General features: G+C 52.4%; 21 protein-coding genes. 14 read left to right on the top strand and 7 right to left on the bottom strand.

From position 1 onward, the window contains the following. The 8 genes from KOR42_RS27465 to hisB all read left to right on the top strand — a co-directional run. A partial coding sequence (locus tag KOR42_RS27465) for a hypothetical protein (protein ID WP_231741039.1) occupies nt 1–207 on the top strand: 207 nt, incomplete at its 5' end. Between the two features lie 519 nt (nt 208–726). Beyond that, nucleotides 727–1,392, top strand: coding sequence for a 4Fe-4S dicluster domain-containing protein (locus KOR42_RS27460; protein WP_231741038.1), 666 nt, complete (start codon nt 727–729; stop codon nt 1,390–1,392). Further along, a complete protein-coding gene (locus tag KOR42_RS27455; RefSeq protein WP_231741037.1) occupies nt 1,344–2,471 on the top strand; it encodes a dimethyl sulfoxide reductase anchor subunit family protein in 1,128 nt (375 codons plus the stop codon). Before KOR42_RS27460 ends, KOR42_RS27455 begins: the two co-directional genes overlap by 49 nt. A gap of 62 nt (nt 2,472–2,533) precedes the next feature. Further along, entirely contained in the window at nt 2,534–4,714 is a 2,181-nt protein-coding gene (locus KOR42_RS20625; RefSeq protein WP_231741036.1) for a molybdopterin oxidoreductase family protein, read from the top strand. A gap of 58 nt (nt 4,715–4,772) precedes the next feature. Further along, the gene (locus tag KOR42_RS20620; RefSeq protein WP_146511729.1) at nt 4,773–6,620 is read left to right on the top strand and encodes a NirA family protein; all 1,848 of its coding nucleotides are present in this window, start codon (nt 4,773–4,775) and stop codon (nt 6,618–6,620) included. A gap of 73 nt (nt 6,621–6,693) precedes the next feature. Beyond that, on the top strand, nt 6,694–8,304 hold the full coding sequence (locus KOR42_RS20615) for a sulfite reductase subunit alpha (protein ID WP_146511728.1): 1,611 nt from the start codon (nt 6,694–6,696) through the stop codon (nt 8,302–8,304). A 299-nt stretch (nt 8,305–8,603) separates the two neighbouring features. Next, entirely contained in the window at nt 8,604–9,563 is a 960-nt protein-coding gene (locus KOR42_RS20610) for a rhomboid family intramembrane serine protease (RefSeq protein WP_146511727.1), read from the top strand. Between the two features lie 58 nt (nt 9,564–9,621). Beyond that, the gene (hisB, locus tag KOR42_RS20605) at nt 9,622–10,212 is read left to right on the top strand and encodes an imidazoleglycerol-phosphate dehydratase HisB (protein WP_146511726.1); all 591 of its coding nucleotides are present in this window, start codon (nt 9,622–9,624) and stop codon (nt 10,210–10,212) included. 112 nt (nt 10,213–10,324) lie between these two features. Here hisB and KOR42_RS20600 read toward each other — a convergent pair whose 3' ends face one another. Together KOR42_RS20600 and KOR42_RS20595 are read right to left on the bottom strand one after the other, a co-directional pair. Next, nucleotides 10,325–11,266 carry a prolyl oligopeptidase family serine peptidase gene (locus KOR42_RS20600; protein WP_146511725.1) on the bottom strand — a complete coding sequence of 314 codons (942 nt, stop codon included), beginning with the start codon at nt 11,264–11,266 and terminating at the stop codon, nt 10,325–10,327. A 325-nt stretch (nt 11,267–11,591) separates the two neighbouring features. Beyond that, complete coding sequence (locus tag KOR42_RS20595; RefSeq protein WP_146511724.1) at nt 11,592–12,350, bottom strand: PEP-CTERM sorting domain-containing protein; 759 nt, start codon at nt 12,348–12,350, stop codon at nt 11,592–11,594. Nucleotides 12,351–12,670: 320 nt separating this feature from the next. Here KOR42_RS20595 and KOR42_RS20590 point away from each other — a divergent pair, with 320 nt between their 5' ends. Beyond that, nucleotides 12,671–13,102, top strand: coding sequence for a GNAT family acetyltransferase (locus KOR42_RS20590; protein ID WP_231741034.1), 432 nt, complete (start codon nt 12,671–12,673; stop codon nt 13,100–13,102). A gap of 335 nt (nt 13,103–13,437) precedes the next feature. Here KOR42_RS20590 and KOR42_RS26895 read toward each other — a convergent pair whose 3' ends face one another. Beyond that, entirely contained in the window at nt 13,438–13,608 is a 171-nt protein-coding gene (locus tag KOR42_RS26895) for a hypothetical protein (RefSeq protein ID WP_197441399.1), read from the bottom strand. Nucleotides 13,609–13,761: 153 nt separating this feature from the next. Between KOR42_RS26895 and truD the strand changes: the two genes are divergently transcribed. After that, entirely contained in the window at nt 13,762–14,985 is a 1,224-nt protein-coding gene (gene truD, locus KOR42_RS20585; protein WP_146511723.1) for a tRNA pseudouridine(13) synthase TruD, read from the top strand. Here truD and KOR42_RS20580 read toward each other — a convergent pair. Next, on the bottom strand, nt 14,960–15,385 hold the full coding sequence (locus KOR42_RS20580; protein WP_197441397.1) for an acyl-CoA thioesterase: 426 nt from the start codon (nt 15,383–15,385) through the stop codon (nt 14,960–14,962). The two genes, truD and KOR42_RS20580, sit on opposite strands and share 26 nt — an antisense overlap. A gap of 185 nt (nt 15,386–15,570) precedes the next feature. Here KOR42_RS20580 and KOR42_RS20575 point away from each other — a divergent pair, with 185 nt between their 5' ends. From KOR42_RS20575 to KOR42_RS20560, 4 genes are all read left to right on the top strand, one after another. Continuing rightward, nucleotides 15,571–16,668: a leucine-rich repeat domain-containing protein gene (locus tag KOR42_RS20575; RefSeq protein ID WP_197441396.1), complete on the top strand. Its 1,098-nt coding sequence runs from the start codon at nt 15,571–15,573 to the stop codon at nt 16,666–16,668. 73 nt (nt 16,669–16,741) lie between these two features. Continuing rightward, entirely contained in the window at nt 16,742–17,521 is a 780-nt protein-coding gene (locus tag KOR42_RS20570; RefSeq protein WP_146511720.1) for an SIR2 family NAD-dependent protein deacylase, read from the top strand. Continuing rightward, nucleotides 17,518–17,703 (top strand): hypothetical protein, encoded by a 186-nt coding sequence (locus KOR42_RS20565; protein ID WP_146511719.1) that lies wholly within the window; start codon nt 17,518–17,520, stop codon nt 17,701–17,703. The genes KOR42_RS20570 and KOR42_RS20565 overlap by 4 nt, the downstream gene beginning before the upstream one ends. Nucleotides 17,704–17,712: 9 nt before the next feature. Beyond that, the gene (locus KOR42_RS20560) at nt 17,713–20,232 is read left to right on the top strand and encodes a DNA internalization-related competence protein ComEC/Rec2 (protein ID WP_146511718.1); all 2,520 of its coding nucleotides are present in this window, start codon (nt 17,713–17,715) and stop codon (nt 20,230–20,232) included. Nucleotides 20,233–20,328: 96 nt separating this feature from the next. Here KOR42_RS20560 and KOR42_RS20555 read toward each other — a convergent pair whose 3' ends face one another. The 3 genes from KOR42_RS20555 to KOR42_RS20545 form a co-directional block, all read right to left on the bottom strand. Further along, the gene (locus KOR42_RS20555; protein ID WP_146511717.1) at nt 20,329–21,021 is read right to left on the bottom strand and encodes a hypothetical protein; all 693 of its coding nucleotides are present in this window, start codon (nt 21,019–21,021) and stop codon (nt 20,329–20,331) included. Nucleotides 21,022–22,018: 997 nt separating this feature from the next. Beyond that, nucleotides 22,019–22,702, bottom strand: coding sequence for a PspA/IM30 family protein (locus tag KOR42_RS20550; RefSeq protein WP_146511716.1), 684 nt, complete (start codon nt 22,700–22,702; stop codon nt 22,019–22,021). Between the two features lie 80 nt (nt 22,703–22,782). Next, complete coding sequence (locus tag KOR42_RS20545; protein WP_146511715.1) at nt 22,783–26,430, bottom strand: hypothetical protein; 3,648 nt, start codon at nt 26,428–26,430, stop codon at nt 22,783–22,785. Nucleotides 26,431–26,517: the final 87 nt, after the last annotated feature.

Below are 26,517 nucleotides of genomic sequence, written 5' to 3'. Positions count from 1 at the left end.
CAAAGACGAAATAACCTGTACCGACACTCCCGGCCGAGACGCTCACATCCCTCCACCGGGTTCCTTATCAACAACAGCGCTCCGTTTTTCGCCCGTCGAGCGCTACGTTTTCTAACCGATGTCTACAAATGGCAAGAGAACAAACCACTCGGCGTAGCATTGATTCACTCCGTCTCTATTTCCGCTGAAGATGAGCCAATCCGTTGAACGCGCCATGCAAAAGCTGCAATGTTGACGCTCACCTTCACAGGGCATTGTCGAGGGTTCGAATCGGCGTAGTTGATGCGATTGCTGCAGAAGTTCGAAATAGAATGAATCGATCAAGAATGATTTCTCGCAGAAACCGGAATAATCGGAACACTCCTACAAGTGGTGCGACCGTTATGCCCAGTTGTGCAGCAGAATTGCTGAATTCGGACGAAAATGTCCAGAAAACCGATCGGCAGGTTTGGATGGGTTTGTGGGGCGGGCATGCCTCTTGAAGTTCGCCAATTCGAGTGAATGACACGACGGGCGTTCGGGATCGACGCTGAAACACGTTCTTTGACGACAATTTCCTTGCGACGCCGGAGTTGTCGATTCGTGATCCCATCCATGGAGGGCGCTCTCCCCGGCTGAGCGGTATGTGACTTGCTAATTCGCAGTTCCGAAACGGAGGGAATACGCAAATCGGACTTGGAATCCCTGGATGCGACTCCTCATGGAACTGAATGAATTGCTCCAGAAATGGTGACGACAACACGTCCTCTGACACTCGAAGATTTTGAAGGTGACGATCCGGTGTCGTCATCGTCAGGGGGACTGCTGACGCGACTTCTGGATGAACAGAAGACGTTGACAGCGGTCGAAGAATTTTCGATCAATCATGATCAGGAATCTGCTCCTTCTCAGTCTCGCTACTACTCGAAACTCATGCCGGTTTCGGTTCCGGGAGAGGGAGAGCAATATGCCTTCGAAGTCGAACTCGATCGATGTTCGGGGTGCAAAGCTTGCGTCACCGCTTGCCATTCGCTCAACGGACTCGATGAGTCCGAGACCTGGCGCGACGTCGGGTTGTTGATCGGCGGGACTGAATCGAATCCTGTGATGCAACATGTGACGACCGCCTGTCATCACTGTGTTGAGCCGGGCTGTCTGACAGCTTGTCCGGTGAATGCATACGAGAAAGATCCCCAAACGGGAATCGTTCGACATCTGGACGATCAATGTTTCGGATGTCAGTACTGCACGCTCGCCTGCCCATACAACGTTCCCAAATATCACAGCAAAAAGGGAATCGTTCGGAAGTGCGACATGTGCTCGAGTCGGCTTGATGTTGGAGAAGCACCGGCCTGTGTGCAAGCTTGTCCGCACGAAGCGATCTCGATCAAAGTCGTCAATTCGAGACGGTGAAAGAGAACGCGGAAGCGGATTCATTTCTGCCTGCGGCGCCGGAACCTTATCTCACATTGCCAACAACGAACTACAAGACTTCTCGGGTCTTCCCGCGGAACACGTTGCCGGCGGACTACTTTTCGATTAGCGCACAGCATCCGCATCTGCCTTTAATTATCATGCTTGTTCTGACCCAACTCTCGGTCGGAGCATTTACGGTCGGGTGTGCGATTGACGCGACGACCGGTTCAAACCTGCTCGATCTGTTTCGACCGTTGCAGGCAACGAACGCTTTGGTTTTCGGTGTGCTCGCTCTGGCTGCGAGCACGTTGCACCTCGGGCGGCCACAATATGCATTTCGCGGAATCCTTGGATTTCGACACTCATGGCTCAGTCGGGAAATCGTGGCGTTCGGTCTCTTTGCGGGATTGGCGGTGACCTATTCCCTCTTCACATGGTTGACTCTGAAGCCTCCATTGAAACTTCCTGTACCGGATGTTTGGATCTCAGCTGCCCTGCCCCCTCTTGGCGTCCTCGTGGCTGCGACCGGATTCGTGGGAGTTCTCTGTTCGGTCATGATCTATGTCTTCACCAAGCGTGAGTTCTGGAACTTTGATCGGACACTGATTCGATTCTTGCTGACCAGCGTTGTGCTGGGTGTGGCGACGACGATGTTGACCGCGTTTGCAATGCCGCTAATGCAGCCGAGCATCGCGTTCTCTTCTCTCGCGGATCACCTGCTGATTCCATTATCACGTGCTCTAATTCTGGGAGCCACTGTGAAGCTTGTTTACGACGCGATGTTGTTTCGATACCTGCTTGATTTCCGATACACACCGATGAAACGATCCGCGATGCTCTGTGCAGGACCCCTCCGCTGGTTGACGGTCACTCGTTTCGCTGTCGGAGCGATTGGCGGAGTTCTTTTGCCAACGTTGCTTCTCAATCAGTTTGCTGAAATGTCGAGCGTCAACGGTGGACTGCTCGCTGTCGCATTTGGAATTTGGGCACTCTGCCTCACGGGAGAGTTTCTCGAACGCTACCTGTTCTTCGCGGCCGTTTCCGCTCCACGTATGCCAGGAGGAGTTCGAGGATGACAACTCTCATCGATCAGCTTCGCAAGCTCCCCGGATTCTCACTCCTCCATTAAAAAGACGGAGTGCTAACGCGAGAGCTCTTGCGTGAACCGGGAATTCATGGACTCGGACAGGTCCCCGCCAGTCTTGCTCCCAACGGGACAACTCAAACGGTCTGCGGTTACTGTTCGACCGGCTGTGGTTTGCGGGTGCATCTTCAAGATAATGTCGGCATCAACTTGACGCCGACGACTGAGTATCCGGTGAATCTCGGGATGGCGTGTCCGAAAGGTTGGGAAGCCCTGACCGTCCTCGATGCTCCCAATCGGGCAACGACTCCTCTTCTCAAAAATGCGTCCGGTGAATTTGTTGCCGTTGACTGGGAAGTCGCCTTGCGAGAATTCACGGGGCGATTTCAATCGATTCAAAAAGATTACGGGACGGAATCCGTCGCGTTTCTCAGTACCGGGCAAATCCCCTGTGAAGAGATGGCGTTTCTCGGGGCGCTGACAAAATTTGGAATGGGGATCAAACACGGCGACGGAAACACCCGGCAATGTATGGCGACCGCCGTCGTGGCTTACAAGCAAGCTTTCGGTTTCGATGCTCCTCCGTATACCTACGCAGACTTTGAAGAGTCCGACTGCCTGACGTTTGTTGGCTCCAATCCGTGCATCGCTCACCCGATTATGTGGGAACGGGTGATGCGGAATGGTTGTTCTCCGGAGATCATCGTCGTCGATCCGCGTTCGACAGAAACGGCCATGTACGCGACGCAGCATCTCGCGATCGCTCCGAAGTCTGATCAGTCACTGTTCTATGGAGTCGCCCGAATTCTGATTCGAAACGGATGGATTGATCAGAAATTCGTTTCGGACTCGACCGATGGATTCAACGAATTCGCAACCTTTGTCGACGACTATACGGTCTCTCGTGTTGCTGGGGAAACAGGCTTAAAGCCCGAACAGATCGAACGGTTTGCCGAGACGATTCATGAGCGCAAGCGATGCAGTTTCTGGTGGACGATGGTTGTCAATCAGAGCTATCAGGGGGTCCGCACAGCTCAGGCGATCATCAATGTTGCACTGATGACAGGAAACCTCGGACGGCCTGGAACGGGTGCCAATTCAATCACCGGCCAATGCAATGCGATGGGATCGCGGTTGTTCAGCAACACGACGAATCTGCTCGGAGGCCACGACTTCGCAAACGCTGAGCACCGGAAGAAAGTTGCTTCCATCCTGAACATTGACGCCGAACGAATCCCGTCCGAAGGGAGTTGGGCGTACAACGAAATCATGGAAGGTATTCTGAAGAAGAAGATTCGCGGTTTGTGGGTCATTTGTACAAACACAGCCCATTCCTGGATTAACCAGAATCTCGCGCGGGACATTCTCGACCGACTTGATTTTCTGGTCGTTCAGGACATGTATCACGATACCGAAACGGCACAGATGGCGGATCTCGTTCTGCCTGCTGCCGGATGGGGCGAGAAAGAAGGGACATTCGTCAATTCCGAACGACGATTCGGAGTCATCAAGAAAGTCCGACGTGCACCGGTACAGGCACTTTCAGACTTCAGCATTTTTCGACTGATCGCAGAATCCTATGGCTGCGGAGAAATGTTCGCCAACTGGGACTCGCCTGAGAAGGTCTTCCAGCTTCTTAAAGAATGCACTCGCGATATGCCCTGTGACATCACCGGGACTGCTGATTATGAAATGATCGAAGCCAACGGTGGAATACAGTGGCCACTCAGCGAGGGAGTGACTGAATTTGATCAAGAGCGTCGCCTGTTCTCTGACGGCAAGTTTTCTACTCCGAGCGGCCGAGCGAAGTTTCTTTTCGAACCTCCGAAGTCACTTTCGGAACCTGTCTCTGAGAAGTACCCGTTCGTGCTTTTGACAGGTCGCGGTTCTGCTTCTCAATGGCATACACAAACTCGCTCCTCACGCTCAGCGGTTCTTAAGAAGCTTTATCCCATCGATCCGTTTGTGGAACTGAATCCAAGTGACGCACGCCAACTTGGGATTCGCCCCAACGAGTGGGTCATCATTGAATCACAGCGAGGGCGAATGAGAGCAATGACGCTGCTCACGCGTTCTGTCTCCGCCGGGCAACTTTTTATTCCCATGCACTATGAAGGCACGAATCAACTAACGGATGCGGTTTTCGATCCGTATTCTAAACAGCCATCATATAAGTCATGTGCTGTTCGAATCTCGAAAGACTCAAGCTCGACCGCTTCAGCTCGCCAAAATTAAACGCGTGGCACCTTACGATTTGTTTAACGGATTTGTCATTATAAAGTCGGTGTAAGTTATGGCGTCAGAAAAAGAATTTACTGACTCTCAGAAGAACTTTCTTCAGGGATTCGCGATGGGATCCGACGTAGCCCGTAAGGTGCAAGGGCTTCCGATTATCTCAAACAGCGGAATTGCTGGTGTTCAAGGTGGCGGGCCGCCGGGACTCGCTTTGGAACTCGGGCCTCAAGGGGCGAAGATCACCGATGGTTCTAACAATCCGGAAGATGTGCAGACGGTCGCACAAAATCAGTTCTTAAGTGCGGGCAAGAAACTCTCGAAAGAAGAGAAGGCCAAGCGTGAGAAGGACCCCTTCTCGATGTGGGCGGAGATGAGACAAGCTGCGGCGGAAGACAAGTTTCCCAAAGGGGATGATGTTTTCCTCTACAAGTTTCACGGATTGTTTTATGTCGCTCCCAATCAGAATTCGTTCATGTGCCGGCTTCGCATCGCTGGCGGAGATCTCTCAAGCTGGCAGCTGCGCGGAGTCGCTGATCTCTCCGATCGGTGTGGCGGCGGATACGTCGATCTGACAACTCGGGGAAATTTGCAGATCCGTGAGATTCCTGCGAGTCGGGGATGTGAGTTGCTTGAAGGACTCGTCGATCTCGGTCTCGTGAACAAAGGGGCCGGAGCGGACAACGTAAGAAACATCACTTGTTCTGCGACGAGTGGAATCGACCCTCGTGAGTTGTGCGAAACACTCCCACTCGCGAAAGCGATGCATCATCACATCCTCAACACACGCGATCTCTATCGTCTTCCTCGGAAGTTCAATATCAGTTTTGATGGCGGTGGAGAGATTCCAACGCTGGACGAGACGAACGATCTCGCATTTCAAGCTGTCTCGGTGACGGAAGAATTGGCGTCTGAAGAATTCCCCGAGGGAGTCTATTTTCGATTGGCGCTCGGTGGAATTACCGGACACGAAGACTTCGCACGCTCGACCGGAGTGCTTTTGCGGCACGAAAACTGTATCCCTGTCGCGGATGCGGTTCTTCGAGTTTTTCTCAGAGCCGGAGATCGAACGGATCGGGAGAAAGCCCGTCTGAAATATGTTCTCGACGATTGGGGATTCGACAAATTCCTAACAGCTGTCGAAGAAGAAATGGGACGTCCCCTGCCCCGTGTGGCGTCCGATCAGTTTGTCGCTCCGCTTCCACCGGATCGATGGGCGCATGTGGGAGTTCATCCGCAGCGACAAGACAATCAATATTACGTTGGGGTCATTTTCCCAGTGGGGCGATCGACCAGCGAGCAGACGCGAGGACTGGCACGAATCGCGGAGAAATACGGTTCCGGTCGAATTCGATTAACGGTCTGGAAGAACCTTATTCTTCCGGACATCGACGAAGCGGACATTGAAGCTGTCAAACAGGAGATTGTTGACCTTGGACTCGATTGGAGTGCTTCTTCGATCCGTAGTGGTCTTGTCGCGTGTACAGGGAATAAAGGGTGCAAGTACGCAGCGGCAGATACAAAGGGGCAGGCAATGTATCTGGCGAACTATCTCGAAGAACGGATTGATTTAGATGTTCCGATTAATATCCATTTTACAGGATGCCCGAATAGTTGTGCTCAGCATTACATCGGCGACATCGGAATGCGAGGAACGAAAGTCGAAGACGGCGAAGAGATGGTGGAAGGTTACGAAATCGTTGTGGGCGGAGGCTATGCATCCTCCCAGGCAATTGGACGTCAATTGTATTCGGGAGTCGCGTTCTCGGACATTTCGCCACTGATTGAACGCTTGCTTGAGTACTACCTCGACGAACGTGAGTCAGGCGAAACGTTTGCCCAGTTCGCGAATCGCCACGAATTGGATGCGCTTCGTTCGGTTGTCGAACCTGTTGTAGGCGCGACTTAAAACTCACTGTCAATATTCAGGTTTTTATAACAAGTTATAGAATTACAGTTTGTAACTTCCAAAATGGAGAACCATGATGGCACCTGTCTCCCTACTTCCGGAAAGTGCTCCGTTTTCAGATGAACAGCGAGCCTGGCTCGACGGATTTCTGTCGGGATGGCTCGGAATTCAAGATCAGGGCGGCGGACTGTCTGTGATGGATGCAATTCCGCATGTCGAGGAAGAAGAAGTTGAGGAAGAGGACCATCCGTGGCATGATCCCGCCATTGAGATGGAAGAGCGACTCGAGATGGCGAAGGACCGTCCGGTTGAGCGTCAACTCATGGCAGCGATGGCCCAACTCGATTGCGGGTCGTGTGGGTACGACTGTCAACGATACGCTGAAGCGATCGTGAACGGAGAAGAGAAAAGCTTGAAACTCTGTTCACCTGGAGGTTCTGCGACTGCGAAGAAACTAAAAGAACTTGTTTCGCTCAATGTCGGTTCCGTCGGGGCCGCGAACGGAAAGAGTTCTGCAACGAATGGAAATGGAACCGCAACCAATGGGAATGGAAAGGCGGCGGAACAGGGATACTCTCGGACGAATCCTTTTCCGGCGAAAATCGCTGCGATTCGAAATCTGAACGGAACGGAGTCTGCGAAGCGGACGTCGCATGTTGAGATCGATCTCAGCGGGAGTGGCATCACCTATGAAGTCGGTGATTCGCTCGGGGTGTACCCCACCAACTGTTCAGAACTTGTCACCGAGATCATCAACGAGTTGCGAGCCACCGGGGATGAATCCGTGTCAGTCGATGGCAAGTCTGTCTCGCTTGTGGAAGCACTGACAGACCACTATTGCCTGACAGAGATCACCGAGGAGTTGCTCACCGCGATGATTTCAAAGGGTGGGAATTTGAGCGAAGCCAAACTCCTTGAACATTACATCGATGATGACGAAGACATCAGCGGATGGGATGTTCTCGATCTCTTGCGGCAATTCAGTTCGGCGAAACTTACTGCGGAGGAATTGGTCTATTCTCTCTCACCCATGAAGCCGCGGTTGTACTCGATCAGCAGTTCTTTGAAGGCTCATCCGAATCAAGTTCATTTGACCGTCGGGCGCGTCGGTTGGGAGTTTCGGAACCGGATTCGAAAAGGAGTCGCGTCGACAATGTTCTCTGATCGAATGGCGATCGGAAGTACAGTCCGGGTGTTCGTTCATCGGTCGCATGGATTTACTGTCCCTGAAGATCCTCACGCGAAGATGATTATGGTCGGGCCAGGAACTGGCATTGCTCCGTTCCGGGCATTCCTGCAAGAGCGACAAGCTCGGAAAGCTTCCGGCGAAAACTGGTTGTTCTTCGGAGACCAGAAAGCGTCTTGCGACTTTCTTTATCGCGACGAATTGGAGAGCCTGCGCGAAAGCGGACTGTTAGGCCAACTCGACGTTGCTTTCAGTCGGGATCAGCAAGAAAAAGTGTATGTTCAAGACCGCATGCGTGAGCGTGGAGCCGAACTGTGGAAGTGGCTGAATTCGGGGGCGCACTTCTTCGTGTGCGGCGATGCGAAAAGAATGGCTGTGGATGTCGATCGAACACTGAAGGAAATTGCATGCGAGCACGGCGGGCTCAGCGAAGCGGACGCGACGGCGTTTCTCTCTCGACTCGCGAAGGAAAAGCGATACTGTCGAGATGTCTATTAATTCCCCGTTCCGGCGGGAGGAATCGTTCTGCAGCGGCTTGTTCGGCAACTTTCTTATCGGTCATTTCACAAATTTGATTCGAATGCGGTCGATGAGAAGTTGCGATGTGAGCGCGTGATGTGACATTTCGATGTGTCTACATCCGGAATGTTCGCTGTAACCGGAATCGTCTCTCCGCTTCAGTGCGGTCTGCTGAGTTGAGTCGGCGACGTCGTCGTCAGGTATGAAATAGGGTTGGGAAGTGGGCTGTCGAGCCTGTCAGACGCATTTTCTCAACCTAGACGATTCCCCCCGATCTCATGTTGATCCCCCTCAGCGACAATGTCGACAAAGAGCACCTTCCCATCACCGGATTCGCTCTCATTGTTCTCAACGCCTACGTGTGGATTTATACCGCTCGGTTGGGATTCGACGATCACACAATGCGGACGACGGTTCAATTCTTTAACGACTGGGGGTGCGTGCCGACGGATCTCTCTCAGGGGAAAGTCGTTGGTTTGTTTACGTCGATGTTCGTTCATGGCGGATTCATGCATTTCCTCGGGAACATGATTTTCCTGTGGACGCTGATGTGGTCGCTCGAAGCTTCTTTGGGATGGTTTCGTTTCGCCCCTCTTTATATCGGTTCGGGATTGCTCTCCGGAGTTGCTCAGGCATCGATGGATTTCTCTTCGGAGATTCCGTGCATTGGAGCGAGTGGAGCGATCTCTGGACTATTTGGCGCCTACCTGTTCAAGTTCGGGATGGCGACGAAATTCAAGATGCTTTTCTTCTTCATTATTCGTGGGTTTGTGTTCACGATGCCCGCGTGGCTGTTCGGGGCGTTTTGGCTGGGGATGCAATATTGGGGTCACTTCACCAGCGATCCCTCCGAACCGGGTGTGGGATGGATGTGTCACCTGAGCGGATTCTTCATCGGAATGATTCTGTGCTGGATGCTCGATGAGAACGATGCCCAACTTATCGAGCGAGCCGGAGAGTTGAGAATTGCAACCGCGAAAGAGCGGGCTGCGAAAGAAGAATTAAGTTCCCAGCCGATTCAATACAACTACGCAGATGATTCTGAAGAGGTCCCGGAGAATGCTTGGGTCTACTGCCAATCTGAACTCTCCGACGATGATCTGATCGCGCCGACGCTTTATCGCTGTCCGACTGATCCCGCGGAAGCTGATTTTCGATTCCAACGATTCGTTCGGTCAGTCAATTTTCTGATCGCGAGGAATTCTCAAGGTTTTGGCCAAATGTGGTCGACGGAATGACTGGGATCGCGATACTTGTCTGATCCTTCAGTTGAGAAACACACATTCGGAAAACGGCATGTCCCAGCGCGCAGCAACGATTCAACGGACCACAGGCGAAACGCAGATCGAACTGACACTTGATCTCGACGGGTCAGGCAAGGCGTCTATCGATACGGGAGTCGGCTTTTTCAACCATATGCTTGAACTCTTTACCAAGCATGGATTGTTCGATCTCACAGTCAAAGCTGTGGGAGATACGGATGTCGATGATCACCATACCGTTGAAGATACGGGAATCTGTTTAGGACAGGCGATTCGGCAGGCCGTCGGCGACAAAAAGGGAATCACACGCTACGGGTCGATGACGCTTCCGATGGAGGAGACTCTGGTCACTTCTGCTCTCGATTTGAGTGGCCGATACTGGTTCGTGGACAGTTATGAGATTCCGACGGAGAAGATCGGGACGTTCGATTCACAACTCGTTGAAGTGTTTTGGCAAGCGGTCGCTGCGAATGCTTTGATGAATTTGCATCTTGTCCTTCATCACGGCAAGAACAGCCACCACATCGCCGAAGGCTTCTTCAAAGCGACAGCCCGCGCACTGCGGACAGCTGTTTCAATCGATCCTCGACAAACCGGTGTCCCGTCTTCCAAAGGCGTGCTGTAATCCGTTGTTGTGGTCTCTCTGCGTTCGCTTGGATTCCAATCGTTCGACGTTTGCTCCGTTTGCTCCGTTGGCTTGGGCGAGTTTCTTGAATCTTCGCTCCAAGCTGTGCGTGTTAGTTGTCTGATGACGAGTCGGATTCGAGAAGATGTTCGTTGAACCACCCGATGACAGCCTGGAAGGCTTCTGCTTGTTTGCCATTCAAACCGTGATTGGCTTCCAGCAAAAGTAGCTGATGGTCGAGTTTGTTCTTTTCGTATTCGGCAGCGATCCATTCACCGTGTCGAGGCGGAACGAGGTCGTCGAGCGTTCCGGAGATGATCAGGGCTGGAGCATCATCGGAGGTGACAAAGAGAAGCGGAGAATACTTGGCAGCCTCTTCGACGCTCAGGTTCAGAGCGGGGAAGTTGCGATACGCGGGGAGTGACTCTTCCGCCTCCCAGACGGCAACGCGGAGGTCGGATGGAGGAACGAGTGCGGCAACGGCTGCGACGCGATTTCCTGTGCGCAACACTGGATCGACAGCGGCCGGGTCTCCGTCATCCCCTGTTGTTGCCAGCATGAGTGAAAGGTGTCCACCGGCGCTCATTCCCATCACTCCAATTCGATCGGGGGCGATTCCGAAGTCGTAAGAGTTCAAACGGATGAATCGGATTGCGCGTTGAACATCCGAAACGGCATCGGGAATTCCGTAAACCGGGCTGCTTCCATGACGGACGGCGAAGACCGTATAGCCTTCATTCAGATAGGGTTGAAAGAATGCTTGAGCCTGCTGCGGGGGAGTCCATTTTGAATACCAACCTCCGCTCACCATAAACGCAATCGCCGCTCCATTGGCAGGTCTACCAGTTGATTCGGTATCGGGGCGGAAAATATCGAACGTCATGGCGAGCCCGTCTTTGTGTCCATAGACCACGTCGGCAACGACCAGCGGTCGTTCTTCGCTGCTTGCGACAGGAGGTTCTGCGGACAAAACTTGAGTGCACAAGATGAGGAACGCCATCATCCGAGTCGCTGATGGAATTCCAACACGCTGCAGGAAAGAAATTCGGGACATCGAAAGGTTTTCCGTTTGAGATGGATTGAGATACTGGATCGACAAGGAGGTCTCTCGTTTCACGCGGACCGTAATCGGATTCCGTCCCCGCTGATGCGCTTCACGGCCCGGGACACACTTCGAGAATACCGGCCTGTGTGAAGCGTCGCAAATGGACCACCCGTTGTTCCTGATTATCCTGCTTGAAGTCGAAGCGAAGAAGGTGCTGCTTCGGGCATCTTCGTTTCAAGACGTTCCTCGATCTCACTCATCTGACCCGGGCAGTCGGGGATCGAGTTTTATTGAGAACGGATTCGTTCAAAAGATTTGGGGACGAGGTTGTCCGCTACATCTGATCGGTTGAGAGTGCTCGTCTGCAGGAGATCTGTTTTCGGTTTACAAGCAGCAACGACACGAAGCCAAGGCTTGCCAGAATCCACGTGGAGGGCTCTGGAACGGAAATCATGTAGTGACTGCTGAGCATCATTTTGTCGCGTTTTGAGAGTCCGACGAAAGGGTCGGCGCGAATGACGGTTCCCATGCCATCGTCAATGAGATTGAAATCCGGGTCCATCACATTCATCCGCATTCCGCTGGAGCGTGGATCATCATCGAGACCCAGAACGTGGCCAAATTCGTGAGCGCCCAGATTTTTCATGAACGTCGGCGCCACTGCTGAATGTCCCAGTGAACCTCCGGAGATTTCAATGAAACCCTCAGTGATGTTCACATGGTCCATGCCGGAAGGAAATGGGTCCGGGACAAACCCGCCGCCGAATCCGCCGGGATCCGTTTCCATTGGTTTGATGTCGACGTCGACGTAATTTGTGGTCCCCGCAGGAGGTTCCCCATTCTTGAACTGGACTGTGATTTTGGGGAGCATCGACGCAACGGAGTTGATTCCCATTTCGAAGTTCATTCGGTCTGCCCCTGTCAGACCTGACGGAATGAAAATCATGATTGTCGTTGGCTCTGACCAACTGTAGCTCTGGGTTCCGGGGCGGGCTGGGACAGCATCGATGAAATTCGCTGTTGCTTGAGCATTCATGAAAAGAGGGAGGAATGAGATGAGAAGAGTGCGCAGAGTGAATTGAGCGTCGTCCATCGTTTCGCCTCGCTTGCAGACCTTGTGTTCGTCTCCGATCAGCACCTTTCAAGAATGCCTACGCTTGAGTCTGCGGGATCGAAACCGGCAAAGCAATTTTTTTCTTCAAGAATGACGCCTCTCCACGTTTTCGTGAATGAGCTTCGCAGGTGATTGAGTGAGACAGCTGTTGCCGCAGCAGGCGAATTGAAAAAGAAGCCATCGCAAAGTAGCGTGAGTTCTCCGCTGTTTGACGGATCACCTGCAAAGGGGTGTCACTCGCCAACATTTCCACCTAAAAGTTCGCCTACAAGCACTTGAGCAGATCGAGGAGTCTAAACTTGTCCATTGAGGTTCGAAAGTACCAAAGCTCAGACCGAAATGCTGTTGTGTTGCTTTGGAATGTAGTCTTTCCGAACTCAACGGGACACAATGATCCGGACGCATCAATCGATCGAAAATGCGCACACGATGACGGTCTCTTTTTTGTCGCTGAAGATTCAGGAGAGGTCGTTGGAACGGCAATGGGTGGCTACGATGGTCATCGCGGGTGGATTTACTCGCTGGCGGTTTTGCCAACTCGCCAACGGCAGGGAATCGGACGATTGCTGATCCAGCATACTGAAGGTGCACTCGCGCAACTTGGTTGTCCGAAAGTCAACTTGCAAGTGCGCTCTGACAACGCAGAAATTGTCGAATTTTATCATTCACTTGGCTACGAGACCGAGCAGCGAGTGAGCATGGGAAAACGAATCGATGAAGGTGAAAGCTGAGAAATTGACAGACTCAGCTGAGAATGGGAGTGGGCGCTGGCATCGATTTCGCAATCCATTTCTCATGGCGATCACTCTGTCGTGGCTGGCCTTACGCTTCGCTTGCCTGGACTTTAGGCGAGGAGAAAGCTTCCGATTTCACCAAGGAAATGGCTTGATTCCTCATACGCATTGATGGCAACCAGTCCACAAGAGTAGAGTGTGGAGCTTCTTTCTCAGCGAATGAAGACTGAGGGAGACCTGTGATCGACTCGACAGGAATTGAGGGTGGATGACAACAGAACATCCACCCGTGCGTGTCTTCAATCGTGTTCGTCTGAACGACTCGAAATTGATCAGACCAGTTCCCGATTCTGGACTTCACCTGAGCTGAGTACACCTTCGTCCTGTCCGTCCTCCATGATTTCCAAAGCGAGTTCGTCTCCTTCAACATCGAGAAGTGTGACTGTGTACTCGCCTACTTGAAACGTTTCACCGACCGACAATTCGATAAGATGCTCTTGCACTAGGAATCTCCACGAGCGGGAAAGCTGAGTTGTCAGAATTGATGACTGACGAACGATGCTTTTGAATTGCTTTGAAGGTCGGACTATAACGCAGGTCGCAGAGATTCGCCAACTGAAAATCCGTCAACCTTTCAAAAAAATTGTGTGCCACCAATGGTACACTGTTTCCGATTTACCGAGCCGACTTGTCACATGAAACTTCGCTGTCATCCTTCTGACTTCTGTGTCGACGAACGCAATTCACTCTCTGTAGGAAGGAGTGGGAGTTTCGCAGTCTATCGGCTGAAGAAGTCCGGTTGGACGACGCTTGACGTTCTGCAGAAACTCGCGCGCGACCTGAAGATCAATCGCCGACGTATTCATCACGCGGGCCTCAAGGATCGACACGCTGAGACATCTCAGGTGATCACGATCGAACATGGGCCGCAGCGTGATTTCGATTTTGAAAGTTTTGCAATTTCGTATCAGGGTCAGGCTCAACGTGCTGTGACGGCTCATGATATCGAAGGCAATGTCTTCTCATTGGTGATGCGTTCTGTCACTGAGAATGAACGTTTGCAAGCAGAGAAGTCTCTGCCAGTTGTTCAAGCAACCGGACTTACGAACTATTTCGATGACCAGAGATTCGGATCATTCATTCCCGGTCATTCGTTCATCGCTGAACACTGGATTCGTCGCGAGTACGAACGGGCATTGTGGCTGATGTTCGCAGAGCCGCGAGCAGAAGATGGTCGAGACGAACGTCAGCAGCGAGAAATCTTGCGAACTCATTGGAATCAATGGTCGCAGTGTAAGCAGGAGCTGGAACGTTCTCATCGTCGAAGTATCGTGACGTTTCTGGATGATCGCCCCGGCGACTTCAAGGGGGCCTGGGAACGTGTGAACGCGGATCTTCGAGGGCTCTGTCTCAGTGCATTTCAAAGCTATCTGTGGAATGCCATTGTCGATGGTCTGATTCGCGAGAGGCTTCCGGATGAATCGCGAAGAGAGATCCAAATTGTCACAGGCGCGCTTGCCTGTCCTGATCTGGTCGAGAAACAAATGATGGGTGACCTCTCGGAACTCGAGATTCCGCTGCCTTCGGCTCGCTTGCTCAAACAGACAATCAACGATCCGAACGTGCTTGAGATGGTTCAAACTGGAGTGGAGAAGCTGGGATGGCAATTGGAAGCGATCAAGGTTCAAACGCCCCGAGACCGTTTCTTCTCACGAGGGTTGCGCGCGTTGACGGTTCCGGTCAATGACCTCACTTGGAGTTTTTCCGACGATGACCTTTTCGAGAATCGAGACAAGCTGGAACTCAAGTTCACCCTTCCAAAAGGGAGTTACGCGACCATGTTGATCAAACAGATCATGCCTTCGGTCGATCCGGACTGACTTCGAAACTTTCGGCAACATCGTCGGGAATCGCGATGAGTCGTCCAGCTTCGGTCGTGACAAAAGCCCAGTTCGTCTCAGCTCGTGCCACAAGCTTCCCGCTCTCACTGAACACAACTTCGTATTTGCGAAGAGAGCTGAATTTCTTCATATCCGCGACCCAGGTGTGGATGGTTAACGAATCTCCCAGAAATGCCGGGCGGCGATACTCAATGAAATGGGAGCGAACGACCCATGCCCATCCGTTGTCTCGATAACGCTGCGTTGACCAACCCTGTTCGGCAGAGTGAGCGATGGCTGCGGATTGCAACCATTCGAGATAGACCACATTGTTCGCATGATTCTGAGGGTCGATATCTTCTTCGCGAACTGTGTGCAAAAACTCGAAGTAGCGTGGCATTCCTGAATTCCTGAATCTGTTCTTCGGAGCGAGTGTCATTCGATCGCAAATGGTGAACTGGCAACTCTTCAGAGGGTAATTCGTGGTACCCTCTTGTTGAAGAACAGTTCTCGACAGGCGGTGTTTCACTTTGGCGTGCGGTCGATATGATGAGCATCTATTCTCAGCATGAGGGAAATCCTTCCGTGAAATTACGATCTCGAACGCACCATCGAATTGGCATGATTCTGTGCGTCAGCATTCTGTTCATCTCTGGATGCCAACGACCTCCGTCTGAAGGAGAAACTTCAGGCGATGGAACCGATCACGCAGCGGAAACTTCCGACGGCGAGGAACAGTCTTCTTCAGAATCGAGTGCGGACCCGTCTTCGGACTCGGCAGAAAAATCTCCGGAAGAAATCGTTGCAGCCTTTCAGGAACTCCCTCCGCCGGAACGTACTGCCCAGCAGCTTGCCGAGGTCAGTGAACTCTCCGAAGGGCAGGAAACGATCGTAGCATTGGACCTGACAAGCGGTTTGCTCGGAGATGTTGACCTTCAGCCCATTTCGAAGCTCTCCAATCTCCGTTCCTTGAATTTGACAAAGGTTCCGATTTCCGGTGCGGGGTTGAACGCGCTCGCTGGACTCGACCAGTTGGAAGAGCTGATTCTGGATTCGACTCAGGTCGGAGACGACGTCGGTGATGTTCTGAAGCAGATGAAGAGTTTAAAAGTTCTGAGTTTGCGTCAGACCGGGATCTCTGATCAGGTTTTCACTTCGCTCGCAAAAATCCCTCAACTCGAAGTCCTTCACCTGGATGGAAACAAGGTTTTACGGGGGAAAGACTTTGCGATTTTCGTCGAACAGGGAAGCTTTCAATCTTTGAAAGAATTAACGGCTGCCGACTCTCAACTCGGGTTCTATGGCTTTCGCACAGCGGATCGCCTGACCAATCTTGAAGTCTTGAAGATTTCCAATTCCGGGGTTCATGACGGAGCGCTCGAACCGATTTCAGGCTGTCAGAAACTTCGAGAGTTGGACCTTTCGTCAAACAACATTGGCGATGCCGGGATTGTTCCACTCAAGAAACTCAAGGCTCTCGAATCGCTCAAGCTCGCTGGATGTCAGAGTGTGACCAACGATGCGCTCGTCACCATTCGAACCATGAAACAGTTGAAATTGCTGGATCTCACAGGCACAGATTGCAGTCGAGCAGCGTTGGAATTGGCTGCGAACGAGCATTTGCCGAATACGGAAATCGTGGGAGTGACTGTATCTGAGTCGGAAGGAACGACGACTCAATGAACTCCTTTCGGAACGTGGCCGCCAATGCAAGAGTTCGATTAAGAATCCGGGTGAATCTCCGATGGAGCCGCGAATGAGAGATCAGGATTGCTTGAGTGCGATCGAACAGGTTGCTCATTGGATGCGGTCGGCGAAATCAGTCGTCGCGTTCACCGGAGCGGGAATTTCGACAGAGAGTGGAATTCCCGATTTTCGATCTCCTGGGGGAGTGTGGTCAAAGAACCGGACAGTCTACTTCGATGACTTTCTGAGATCCGAATCCGAGCGTCATGAATACTGGCGGCAGAAGTCGCAGACTCATGTTGAGTTCGCACGGGCGCAGCCCAACTGCGCACATCAGATTCTCGCGAGATGGGAATCGATGGGCATGCTTGACGGCGTGATCACTCAGAACATCGATGGTTTACACGCTGAAGCTGGCAGTCGCAAAATTTGGGAATTGCATGGCACAGCACGCGAGGTCTGTTGTCTGAGCTGTGAGGAGCGATGGCGCGCGGACTCATGGGTCGAGGAGTTTCTCAAGACCGATCGGGCTCCTCGATGTCCTCGATGCAACGGATTTCTGAAGCATGCCACTGTCTCGTTTGGTCAAGCACTCCCCATGGAGACGTTGGAATCAGCGATGGACTCGGCGATGCGGGCTGATCTGATTCTCGCCCTCGGCTTGTCACTTGTCGTCTATCCTGCTGCGGAAATCCCTGAACGCGCAAAGCAACTCGGCGCACGGTTGGTGATCATCAATCGCGATCCAACGCCCCTTGACTCTCAAGCAGATGTGGTGATTCGGGACAGCCTGGGAACCAGTTTGACGAACATCGATCAGGTGTTGCACGACTGGAATCAAACGGAATGAACGACTGTGTCGGATGGCAATTTGATGACGTCACAACCGACGCCAATGATGTCGTTCTTCCCTTGAGGGAGAGAAGTATTGGACGGATTCTTGTGAGTTCAAGCGAGCGAATGTCACTCTCAGGAGAAGAAGAGTTTTCAGGCGAAGGCAGAAAACCGATGACAGCTATCGAACGTGGATAGGTCGAGCGAGTGATTGAGTCATTGCGAGATTCCAATCCCCGGAAGGTTCATCACGTCCACCGCCCTGCTCTGATCGGAGCTTTGGCGATCGGACTGGGAATTGCACTCGACGCGGCATTTGAGTCGCCATACGACATTTCATTTCTCGCACTCTGGGGTACTGGATGTTTCTGTCTGCTCGTCGCGGCAAGTGCGTTGTACATTCAGAGAGAACGTTTGGGCACGTGGGCGGTTTTGCTTAGCTGCGTCATCACAGGAGCAATCCGACATCACCAGGTTGTCGAGTTGCAACAGGAGGCAACGGTTCGAGAGTATGCGAGCGTCGAGGGCGTTCCCGTTCGGGTTCGCGGCCAACTTACAACCAGTGTTGTCATTGACGAAGCTGAGTATGGGCCTCGAATTCCCTCGTGGCTCGAACTCGATTCTTCGATCTGTGATTTAAGAGTTGATGAGCTTCAGGTCTCTGAGGAATGGGCTTCTGTTTCAGGGACCGTTCGAGTTCGCGTCAGTGGGCACCTCACCACAGCACAGGTTGGAGATTTCGTCGAAGTGGTCGGATCATTGCGACGTCCGCAACCGCTGAGCAATCCCGACGGGTATGACTTTGCGAAGCTGCTTCGTCGCGAGGGGATCAGTGTTCTCCTCAGTGTTTCCCATCCGGCTGCTTTGGAAGTGACGTCGAGACCCTCAAACCTCTGGTGGAAGCTACTCAGAGTTCGCGAAGCGGTCCGTGAGGAGTGCCGTCGGCTGTTCGTCGAAAACTTAAGTCCAAAGTCGCAGTCTTTGGCGCTGTCAATGTTGCTGGGAGATCGAACGCAACTGACAAAGCAGGATCGCGAGATTTTTCAGGAGAGTGGCGCCATGCATCTGCTGGCAATCTCCGGTCTCCATGTTGGGATTCTTGCCGGGTTTGTGACTCTCGTTTCCCGGTTCTTCAGTCTATCGGAAAGAAAAACGGCAGTTGCGATTCTCGTCGTCACAATTCTCTATGCAGGGCTGACGAATCACCGCCCGCCGGTTCTCAGAGCGACCCTGTTGATTTGTCTGGTGATCTTTGGCGCAACTCGCCGCCGACATGTGGACTTATTAAATGCACTGGCGTGTTGCGCGTTGGTCCTGCTTTTAATATCGCCAGAAGATTTATTTGACTTAGGAGCCCAACTTTCGTTCCTTGCCGTTCTGGCGATCATCTGGAGTATCGATCTCTTGAAGCGACTTCGAGTCGCTGCGACAAAGAGTGATGCCCTTCTCTCAGAAAACTGGCGCTGGCTCGAACGGATCAGGCCCGCCATCCGGTGGCTTGTGCAGGGAACTGTGATCACGGCCACGATCTGGTTCGTGACGTTTCCTTTGATTCTCTCTTCGTTTCATATCGTGGCTCCCATTGGCCTGCTGCTGAATCTCTTGCTCATCCCGTTTGCCGGAATTGTTTTGGGAGCGGGTTATGTTTTCCTCCTGACCGGTTGGTTTCTGCCTGTTCTGGGCCACTTGACGGGAGCAGTTTTCGATGCAGCACTCCGGGCGTTTCTGTGGATCATTCAGTCAGCCTCCGATCTTCCCGGCGGGCACTTTTGTTTCTCAGGATTTCCAAGCTGGTGGCTCACCGGTTTCTACGTGCTGTTGCCGGTCAGTGTTGCAGCGAGTCGGTGGCCAACGATTCAAAAAGGCACCTGTGTCTCGCTGTCTGTTTGGTGTCTGGGGATGGCCTGGTTGGCACTCCTTCCTCCAAAGAGTGATGAACTGAGAGTCACCGTTCTGGATGTCGGTCATGGGTTAGCGATGGTGATCGAACTTCCCTCCGGAGAAGTCCTTCTCTACGACGCTGGGAACACAGGCAACGGTTCGCGAGCTGAGAGTGCTGTGAAGGATTATTTATGGAGCCGAAACCAACATCGCATCGATGCGGTTCTTGTCTCTCATGCGGACCACGATCATTTCAGCGGCCTCTTTGGCGTTCTCGATCAATTCCCTGTCAGAAAACTTCTGATCGGCCAGTCTTTTTTGGACTTCACACAACGCGGAACGTTCGAACTCTGTGAAGCCGCTGCCAAACGGAACGTCGAGATCGAATTACTTCAGGCGAACGACGTGCTGAAAACTGACGATCACGATCCATCCATCAGGATTGAAATCCTTCATCCGACAGGAGACTTTCAATCGAAATCTGACAACGCTCAAAGTCTTGTCATGAAGTTGACGTATGGCGAGCGTTCACTGCTGCTGACCGGAGATGTTGAAGAAGATGGTCTGAAGCGGCTGTTGTCTTCTCCGCGGAATCGGTGCGATATCTTGATGTCTCCACATCACGGTGCGAAGAGTTCCAATCCGTTGGATCTACTCGAATGGATTTCCTCGGAATTGCTCGTCGTTAGCACTTCAGATCGATCGGTCGGTCCGCGACTGCGGTCATTTGTGCCAGATGATGTTTCCGTCGCGACGACAGTGGAATCGGGAGCGTTAACGCTTCGAATCAATCGTTCGGGAAGAATTTCAGTGGACCGGTTTCTGGAAGAGCCAAATCCGCAGTGACGAAACCGAAGATATCGTGGCGAGTATCACCGACCGAGGTTGTCGCAGATTCACTTGAGAAGTCAGGACGAGTTGTGTTTGTTCTCTCCAGGACTTCTATGCAGCCCGGTGTTGTCTGGTCCGCGGAATGCCCATTTCGGAGTGTAAGTCGGCGAACAGTCTTTCGAGTGCTTTGGTGCTTTTTCCCCAGTCAAATGCTTGTCCGGGGATGTCTGTCAGAGCGCTGACGTGTGTCTCGTTGACCTGTTTCGTGACGGTGACTCGAATTTCTCCTTTGAGAGCCCAAATCGACGATGGGAACTCAGCGATCAACGTGCAACGATCTTCTGCCTGTTCAACTCGCTGGAACGGTTGAGCATGTTTCGCCAGCGAACAGAGAGCCCGTGCGAGAACGACTCCGGGAGGAGCGTTCACGGTCCCTTCTCTTGTTTTGCCGGTGCGCACTCCAAAGGAGGCGTAAAGGGGCTGAATTACTGTCGCAAGTTTCGCCAGCGGGATCGGCGACGGAACAATCTTATCGTAAATCGCGAGGCAGTCTTCGCCGGAGAAACCCTCAATCGCTTTCGATCCATGCTCGGCAATTGCGGAACGGACGGCGTCCGCTTGCAACACCTGCTCGTAGCAGATGTCATCTTCCCAATTGACCGCGTAACTCGGAGGGGCAATCAGTTCATTCTCGGGTGGGGCAGCGTTTGATTCATGAATATCCCCATCGATCTGATGAAGACGATGCCCGCACGCAAAACAGAATTTCCCGTCAGCTTCCACGCCGCATTGTGAACAAAACATCGTCACCCCTTCCCTGAATTGACGAATTTGATCAGCCCTGAAGGCAGTATTTTCTAAATGAATTGAATCGTCGAACGTGAGGATTCAGCGATTTTTACGTTCATTGATTTACGAATTTTGGTCTTCGCGACTCGGACAACTGAGGACACTGGTCCCGTTTCAATTCGTCTATCGTTTGGGAACTCGTGCATGCCTTGAATTCTGAATCTCAAGGCGAACAGGGACCCGCTTCTCCTGACGAGCGGGCATTTTGCGCAATCTCCCGGATTTTGTCGATGTGTATTTTACGAGCGGAAAACGCGCCCGTGAGGCTCTCTTCAATGACTGATCCCAGATCGATCGTTGGACCGAACGTCAGACATCCGTTGTTGTCACTGAATTCAATGAAAATTCGCGATCCCGAAATTGATTGCGTGTGAAACGGAAAAGGAAACCGTATGATCGGATGCGGCATTCAGAATGGTTGTCACAAGATCGTTCGTTTTGGGATAAGAGCAACATGCCCAAGCGCCCTTTTCTATGTTGCTCTCAACTCCCCGAAATTTAATCCTTTCCGCGAATGGCGGCTCTGCTCGTGCGAGTCGTTGTCAACGGGAGTTGAAGTCGCTCGACAGATCAGCATTAACTCGGAACACAAGTCATGGCATCGATTTTGGGACTCCCTTTGTTAATTGGAGGTGTACTACTTGTCGGTGCGTTGGTTGCAATGGCGTTTCGTAAAGATGACTGAAAGGGAGAGCAACACATCAGCAGGTTTGTGACTGTTCTGGAAATTGCCTGTTATGGGCGAATCCGATCAATCGTCCACCAGGCACGAACCAACCGGAAGAGGTCGCGAAAGAGAAGTCGAAGTTGTCTCATTGTCTTGCCTGATTCCTGTACGAACACGAACGCAATTGAAAATTCAGGGCATTCTGAGGGAGATCGAATCACCGAATCCCCAACATTCGCCCCGAATCGTTTTCATTGAGTGAGAGATGAAGCGACGCTGTCAATCTCAGGATGCAGGAGTTTGCAGCCGACGTTTCAATTCTTCAAACTCTGCCTCCAGCTTCTCTTTTCGTTCTTCAGCGTCGAACTGGGCAGTCAGTTCGTCAGCTTCGGGATCTTTGCCGTCGAGACGATCGTAGGCCTGACCCAGGCTCTCTTCTCGATTCACCTTTTCTTCAAGGCGATGAAACTGCGCGAACGCGGATTGAGATTCCGCTGAGTCAATCGCTTGATTGATCTTCTGCCGAGATTGAGCCTGAGCCAGCCGTGCGATGAGCAACGTTCGTTTGTGTCGAGCCTGTCGAATTTTGTCTTCGAGATCCCGATACGACGTTTGCAGCTTCGCCGTCTGTGAACATTGAGATTCGTAGACCTGTTCAATCGATTGAAGGCGTTCTTCAAGACGCATCTTTTGATCAAGTGCTTGTTTGGCGAGCGTTTCTTTGCCTTTCTGAAGAGCGGACTCGGCCCGCCCTTCCCATTCTCCAATCTCGCTCCGAATGGACTCGACCTCCTTACCGAGTTGAATTTCGTCGGCGATCGCGGCAGCCACAGATTGCTTCACCGAGTTCAGTTCTTCCTCCATATCACAGATCAGTTGGTGAAGCATTCGTTCAGGGGCTTCGACCTTGTCTCGAATCGCGGTGAGATTGGAACGCATTACGAAAGTAAATTGTTGAAACCATGACATTGTCATTCTCCAGTCGTGAAAGGAAATACGAGCAACAAGAAGATTGCGAAGCAGCCGGATTGGAATGCTTCGCACAAAAGTCAGTTCCAGGTCTCCAACTCGGCAGCGATGAAGCGGAACTTCTGCAGCATCGCTTCGCGGTGACGTTCGCAATAAGCTGCGAGGCCAATGACGGCTAACCCAATAGCAATTCCCGTCAGCCAGAGGAGGCTTGGGTGGTCGAACGTCCCTCGGATGACAAGGGCGAGCAAGTCGGCGACCAGAAACGCCGTTCCGGTATACATCAGAGCTTTGATTCGGAGTCCCATCGACACGATGAGGATCAGAAGCGACAACACCATCAAAGTGATGATGTGAAGCCAGTTTCCACCCACGATTTGGAATGTGGGAGAAACAAGGACCGTCAGGGCGCCAACGTATCGCAGTGGGTTCAGGAGTCCCTTTGGAATTTGTGATCGCAAGGTTTCAACGAGAACCAGGACTGACAATCCAGCCGGGATGAGAAAGAGTTGCGGATCGGTCCAGCGAAGTTCCTTCCAGAAGATCGCAAGTGACACGTTGAAGATCGCAGCTGATGCGACAACAAACCATGGGCGATCGCGTTCAATTCCCCTCCAGAAATAGAATCCTGACGTCAACAACAACGCGAGGCTCTGAATCCCCAACCACTCAGGACTTGGGTAAGCAAGATGCTGATGAAAGACCATGGGAATCGTCGCCGCTGGAAGTGCTGTCGCGGTCTTCCGAAGTGGGTCAGCAAAGATGGTCCACGACACCGAACGCTTCGCTTGATGGGCGAGTCCCAAGGTCAATAGTGCCAAGATCATCGGAGCGAAACTACTCAGAATCACACCGACCAGCAGGAATCCGGTCCATCGCAAATGGGCGATGGCTGCGAGAACGAGTCCAATGGCAATCCAGGCTCGATAGGTCGCCCGGGTTGCCATTATCGCACTGATATTGGTGCCCTCGACAGTTGGATGAGTACGTTGGCTCATCTTTCGAGCGATTTGAGCCTGAAGGCCAGCGACGATGATGAAACTGCAAGTTCCGAGCAGAACGAGAGCATTGTGCTTGAAGCCGCTCCAAACTGAGAAGAGAATCGCTCCGAGGCTCAGAGCTTGAAAGAACTCGGAAGTCTGTTCTGAGAATCGGCTCCGGGGCGAAATGGCACTCGACCATCCCCATGCGGAGAGTGCAGCAGCCAGCGAAATGGGAAGTGCCGCGACGACAAGTTTCTCTGATGGAATTTCAAAGAGGAAGCGCGAGTCGGGCAGAACCAATTGCAGGACAGCCACGAGAAGCTGCGCGTTTCCAATCAACAGAAGAATTTCGGTGAGATGGCTGCGTCGTCGATTGAGTGTCAGAAGAAGAACGCCTGCAACGCTGATCAGACCAGCGATTCTGCTCGGGCCGACAAGGACCGGGATGGTCACGAGAGCGATTCCGCCAAGCGTGGCTGCGAAACACCACTCGATTGCACGCAAGGCGTTTGAGGTCTCACCGTCGGCGCTCTTACGGTCGACAAGAGTGAGTCGAAGCGAGACCGTTCCAAGTGTTGAGAGCGTGGCCCATGTGACGGGAATCCAAAGGACTCTGTCGAAACCGGTGATGTGGGTGAAGTTGGCGATCAATTTCGGAGTGAGAACTCCCGTCGCGACGAGACCGAAAGTGTGAGTCGCCACCACGAGAACACCTGCATCGTTCTTCCAGGCCAAATAGGCTCCAGTCAAGAATGCGATGACGACAGGAAGCCAGATCGCAAATGCGAACGGAGTTTGTAGATGGGCCAGCATGTACGGGACTAAGATCAGCTGCAACAAGAAAACGGCGATGCAGGCCACGATATTTGCTGCCGGTGCAAACACTTTCGAGAGTGTCCATTCCGGAAACCTCTTCATGAGCGCTTCACCCGCACACAGCAAGACGAGCAGACTCCCGGCGAGGCTCAACAACGACTCCATCGACCAGTTGTTGTGCCCGGCGAATGTGATGGGAAGACTCATCAAAAGTGTCAGTGTGAGAGCGCTGATCCAAGTCGATTGAAAGGCGAAGGCATGGCCGAAGAGCAAACCAAAGCAAATCACCCCGGTCATGATCGGAACCGATCCGCTCGGAGCCAGTGCAATGAAGATGATCGCACAGATCGCAACAATGCCTAAGCTGCTCCAACGGAAGATCTCCGGGGAATGTCGTCGAGCGTCCGAGTCATCCATCAGTTCGATTCTCGAGACCGCGCGGTCGAAATAAACTCCTGGAAACCAGAAGAGTCCTCCGGCGGCAATCCAGGTCGTCAAAGACAATCCCACGGATCCGTGAAAATCAAAGACCTGCTGAAAGAAGTAAGTCGCTCCGAGAGTTGCGACGAACGCGGAGAGGAGAGTTGTAAACCTGAGAAATGGAAGGCGAAAGAGAAGCGTATGGCATGCAAACAACACTGTGAATGACAGGCCGACAGGAAACAGCATTTTCGAATGCGTTAATGCGAGAGGCAAAAGAATCAGCGGAAGACCGAATGAGAACGTCTGAAGTTGTTGAGCGAAAAACGTCTCCCCACGTCGCTTGAGCCAAACGGAGACTCCAGAAGTTGCGATGAGTAGCGGGAGGTATGTCAATCCATAGAACGCGATTGGCATTCGATCCTCACCGATTGCAGAAGATCCGGCATCCAGCATCGACCGCACGAGCTGTTTCATGAAGACGGGCGATGTTTGGTACGTGGTCAGGATTGCAAGAATCATCAACCAGACGAATTCTTTCCTTTGAGTTCGATGAGCAGCGAAGCCCATTACGATCGCTGCTAGCAAGGAGGTCGGAACGATTGCGACGGTCGACGGGAATCCATAGGCAGAGATTGCAACTCCCGCGAAGACCATCGCAATTCCGCCCAATAGCGCCAGCACAACACTGGTGGGTTGAGTCGGAAGAGGAGTTTCTGAGCGTGCCTGAACGACTCGTGCCAACGAATCGGCAGCTTGAAGAATGGGAATCGCGGTCAAGACGAGTCCTAATCCGATCCATTCAACGGGGATCTGCGGTGCCAGCATCGTTGCGAACAGCAACAGAAATTGAACACCAAGAAGAATGATCGGAAAGAACCCGAAAATCCTCGGAGTACGAAACTCCTCAGTCAACCAGAAGGCGTGCCGATTGACTTTGATTGTCCCGACAGCAAAGACAACCCAGAGAAAGAGAGCCGTGAATGGCGCAATCGTTGAGGGAAGAAGAGGAATCACCGCACCACTGGCGGAGAGAATCAGATAACTCGTGAGAAACGAGTACTGCGGCTTTCGCAGAAAATGCGTAAAGATTCTTTGGGCTGCGAAGAGCGAGAAAAGACAGTTTCCTGCGAGTAAAAAGAGAAGACCGGATTGCGCGAGCACACCATGAATGGTGAGCATTTGATCCGGTTGTACCCAGCGATACGCGACAAAGTTCAGCGGAATCAGCAGTGTCGTCAGGGCCATGAGTCCCGTTCCGGTCTTTCGCAGACTCAGACGGTGATAGGCCAATTGACCACACAGGTGAATGCCGACCGTGTACGCCAGCAGGACAGCATACTTCCAGAGTGGCGGATAGGAATCCCAGTGAGAAGTGACCAGCATCGCTGACGAACTGAAGAGGATCAGCGTTCCCACTCCGAGCAGCCACTTGATATTTCCCTCCTGAAGAAAGGAATCAAGAAAGCGAACGACCGTAGGAGTGTGTTGCTCTGGTGTCGATTTCATCAAGTGGCTCCGAATTCAGCATGTTGAACCTGAAGCAACGAGAATGCTTCAATAGCTCAACAGGCGGAACAGAAGCCGACCGCTCAC

The sequence above is a fragment of the Thalassoglobus neptunius genome, assembly GCF_007859735.1.
Lineage (GTDB): Bacteria > Planctomycetota > Planctomycetia > Planctomycetales > Planctomycetaceae > Thalassoglobus > Thalassoglobus neptunius.
This window is presented reverse-complemented; position numbering and strand designations above follow the sequence as displayed.